This is a genomic window from Caballeronia sp. (genome assembly GCF_028292365.1).
In the GTDB taxonomy this organism is placed as follows: Bacteria; Pseudomonadota; Gammaproteobacteria; order Burkholderiales; family Burkholderiaceae; genus Caballeronia.
Genome location: NZ_JAQGMM010000287.1, coordinates 1 through 3,825 on the forward strand (window position 1 = coordinate 1; position 3,825 = coordinate 3,825).

The window sequence follows — 3,825 nt, forward strand, 5'->3', positions numbered from 1 at the left end:
GTGCAGAGATAAACGAACTTCTTGCGCGCGATGATGCCCTTCACGATCTGGGGCATTTCCTTGTGCAGCAGCGGCTCGCCGCCAGCAATGGAAACTACCGGCGCACCGCATTCGTCGACAGCCGCGAGGCAGTCTGCCATCGAGATGCGCTGGTTCAGGATGGGGTCCGGATAATCGATCTTGCCGCAGCCGTTACACGCCAGATTGCAGCGGAACAGCGGCTCGAGCATCAGCGCGAGCGGATAGCGCTTGTTGCGCATGAAATGCTGGCGCGCGATGTAAGCGCCAACCCGGACCTTTTGCAGCATTGGAATAGACAATTGCGTGTGCTCCTTAATCTTCGCGAAGGGCGCCAGCGGATGCTGTTGCCGCAGCAAGCGGCTTCGTCAGCTTCGCGGGGAGTTTGAATTCAACTTTCTCTTCGCGGCCGGACATTGTCGTAACTTCGACAGGGCCCAGCGCGCGCAGTGCACTGATAACGTGTTTAACCATTTCTTCCGGCGCGGACGCACCGGCCGTAATCCCGACAGTCTGCGCATTCGCAAACCAGTCGGCTTTCAATTCCGAGCCGTCCGCCACGAGGTAGCTCGGCACGCCGGTTTCGGCGCCGATCTCGCACAGACGATTCGAGTTGGAACTGTTGGTCGCCCCGACTACGAGCAATACGTCGACTTGCTTGCTCAGCTCGCGCACCGCCGCCTGGCGATTTTGCGTGGCATAGCAGATGTCGCGCGTATCCGGGCCGACGATGTCTGTAAAACGGCGATGCAGTGCGTCGATGATGTCGCGCGTATCGTCCACGGACAACGTGGTTTGCGTGACATACGCGACGGGGGCATCGACGGGTAGCGCGAGCGTTGCCACTTCCGCTTCGCTCTGCACGAGCACCACGGTGCCGGGAATCTGGCCGATGGTCCCTTCCACTTCGGGGTGCCCCGCATGGCCGATCAGGATCAGCGTGCGCCCTTGCGCGACATATTGCCGGCCCTGGACATGGACCTTCGTCACCAGCGGGCAGGTGGCGTCGAGCACGTCCAGACCGCGTGCTTCCGCGTCGGCTTCAACCGTTTGCGCCACGCCGTGCGCGCTGAAAATAGCAACGGCGCCGTGCGGCACTTCGTCGAGTTCTTCGACAAAACGCGCGCCCTTGCTACGCAGATTGTCGACAACGTGCCGGTTGTGAACAATCTCATGGCGCACGTAGACGGGCGCGCCATGTCGTTCAAGAGCGCGATCGACAATCTCGATCGCGCGGACCACGCCCGCACAAAAGCCGCGGGGTTGAGCAAGGATAATACGCATATTCGGGCGAACTCCGACTGGCGCGGGTTTCGAATGGAACCGGCTATAAGCTTCGATCAAATCCGGTCGATTTGTTGTAAGCGAAATTAAAGCTTCTCGGAAAAGCTTTGGGAAACAACTGGCTGGAAAGAGGCCATTCGTTTCAACTTTAAGGCCGAAGTTGACCGCGTATTCTAACTCGTTCAGTTTTTGGATGCTTGTAAGAGGGTGTTAGAGGGTGTTTCCGTTTCTGGCGGCAGGGTTGAATTACTGCGCGGACGCGGAAGCCGGTAAACTAGCGCTTCGCCGCGTTTCCGGCCGCGCATCCGTGAAACGGCCTTGGAGCCGCCATGGCGGCGTGATCCGGCTTTTTAGCCGGCTGCTGCACGCGCGGACGGGTAGCCGGTCCGGTGCAGCAAGGCACAATGAAAAGCCCGGGTAGATGGCCTGCCGGGCAGTATCGGCGGGGAGCAGCGGCAGTCGAAGCATTGCTCCGGGCTGCAGATTTAAACCGAAGCTGACGGGGATTTAAGCCACACCTGTGTGGGGGCGGATGCCAGATAAGCCGGGTGAGCGGGTCGCCTGGGCGGCTGCATAAAGCACCGGAAGCACCGGATTTGTCCGGATTCGCCCGGATTCGCGCTTGGTTCTCCAACAGGTTTTCGGGCAGCCCACGACAAGAATTTATCCCGTGTCGAGTCGTTGCGCCTAACCAACATTCACGTCGCACGGAAACGGAATGTTGTTATGCGTCAGCGACCCGGCACGCACGACCTGCGTGCGTCGATGTCCATTTTGGCATCCGCGCGCCGTGTCGAATACCTGGACCGCCTTATGGAAGTCGACCACTACGAAAATTTTCCCGTAGCCAGCATATTGCTGCCGAAACGGCTGCGTGCGCCGGTCGGCGTGATCTATCACGTCGCGCGCACGGCAGACGACATTGCCGACGAAGGGGTCTTCGACCCGGCCGAACGCCACGCCCGTCTCGCCGATTTCCGCGCCGGACTGGATGCAGTCGCCGCCGGTGAGCCGGCGCCGGTTCATCCCATGCTGTTCGGGAAACTGGCCGGCACCGTCGCGCAGTATGGATTGCCGCTCGGGCCCTTCTACGATCTCGTCTCGGCATTCGATCAGGACATTGACACCACGCGTTACGCCGACTGGCCCGCGCTGATGGACTATTGCCGGCGCTCGGCGAATCCGGTCGGGCGGCTGATGCTGCATCTTTTCGACGCCAGCACGCCCGAGAATCTTGCCGATTCCGACGCTATCTGTACCGCGCTGCAGCTCATCAACTTCTGGCAGGACGTGGGGATCGACTGGAAGAAGAGCCGCATTTACATGCCTTTGTGCGATCTTGAGCGTTTCGGTGTGACCGAACGGCATATCGACGAGCAAATCTGCGACGACGCCTGGCGCGCGCTGATGCGTCACGAAGTCGACCATGCCCGCGCGATGATCGTTGGCGGCGCGCCGCTCGCCGTGCGCATGCCCGGGAGGTTCGGGCTGGAATTGTGCAGCGTCGTGCACGGCGGTCTGCGCATTCTCGAAAAAATTGAACAGGCCGACTACGACGTGTTCCGCAAGCGCCCGGTGCTGAAAGGCCCGGACTGGGTCGTGATCGGCGTGCGTTCGCTCGCCATGCGGTTGCGTGGCCGGGTGGGTGTCCAGTTGCGCTCGGTCGAAGGCTGACCCGACCTGACCCGCTCTCCACGGCGCCCCTCTTGATGTTGAATCTGCTTAATCATCGACCTGCTCCGAATTGACGATGCTCCTGATTGCCTGGTTGTCCCTCCTCATCTGGCTTGTCCTGCTGTTTGGCCGCGGCGGTTTCTGGCGCGCGCAAGCCCTCGAACGGCTCAGCGAAAGTACCGTTCACGCAGTCGGCCAAGCCGAGATTGCGCGCCGCGGAGCTTGGCCGGCGCTCGTCGCGGTCGTCCCGGCGCGCAATGAAGCCGACGTGATCGGCCGCGCGGTGACGTCGCTGCTCGCTCAGGATTACGCGGGTTCGTTCCATCTGATTGTCGTCGACGACCACAGCACCGACGGCACCGCCGACGCCGCTCAGGCCGCCGCGCGTGACAGCGGTTTCGAAGACCGCCTGACGGTCCTGACGGCCGCGCCTTTGCCGCCCGGCTGGTCCGGCAAGGTGTGGGCGCAGTCGCAAGGCATTGCGGCTATCGACGGCCTGGGTTTTCCGGCCGATTACCTGCTGCTCACCGACGCCGACATTCGTCATCCGGCGGACGCCGCCTCGCAGCTGGTCGCACGCTCGATTCTCGAAGATCGCGACCTGGTCTCGCTGATGGTGCGGCTGCGCAGTGATTCCTCATGGGAAAGGGCGCTGATTCCCGCGTTCGTGTTTTTCTTCGCGAAGCTGTATCCATTCGCGTGGGTCAACAACGTCGGCAACCGCACGGCGGCGGCCGCCGGCGGTTGCATGATGGTGCGGCGCGCGGCGCTGGTGGAGGCGGGCGGCATGGAATCGATTCGTGGCGAACTGATCGACGATTGCAGCCTCGCTTCGCGCATCAAGTTTCG

Annotated in this window: 3 protein-coding genes and 1 pseudogene; 2 read left to right on the forward strand and 2 right to left on the reverse strand. The window is 61.9% G+C overall.

Annotated elements, in window-relative coordinates; all coding sequences use genetic code 11:
* Nucleotides 1–320: pseudogene (locus tag JWR14_RS18075) on the reverse strand (hopanoid biosynthesis associated radical SAM protein HpnH); the annotation flags it as partial.
* A 13-nt stretch (nucleotides 321–333) separates the two neighbouring features.
* Complete coding sequence (gene ispH / locus JWR14_RS18080) at nucleotides 334–1,302, reverse strand: 4-hydroxy-3-methylbut-2-enyl diphosphate reductase (RefSeq protein WP_299709469.1); 969 nt, start codon at nucleotides 1,300–1,302, stop codon at nucleotides 334–336.
* 813 nt (nucleotides 1,303–2,115) lie between these two features.
* On the opposite strand from ispH, the gene hpnC reads away from it, so the two are divergent.
* Together hpnC and JWR14_RS18090 are read left to right on the forward strand one after the other, a co-directional pair.
* Nucleotides 2,116–2,976 carry a squalene synthase HpnC gene (gene hpnC / locus JWR14_RS18085; RefSeq protein ID WP_299709473.1) on the forward strand — a complete coding sequence of 287 codons (861 nt, stop codon included), beginning with the start codon at nucleotides 2,116–2,118 and terminating at the stop codon, nucleotides 2,974–2,976.
* A gap of 76 nt (nucleotides 2,977–3,052) precedes the next feature.
* Nucleotides 3,053–3,825: glycosyltransferase (locus tag JWR14_RS18090; protein WP_299709471.1), on the forward strand; the 773-nt coding region annotated here is incomplete at its 3' end.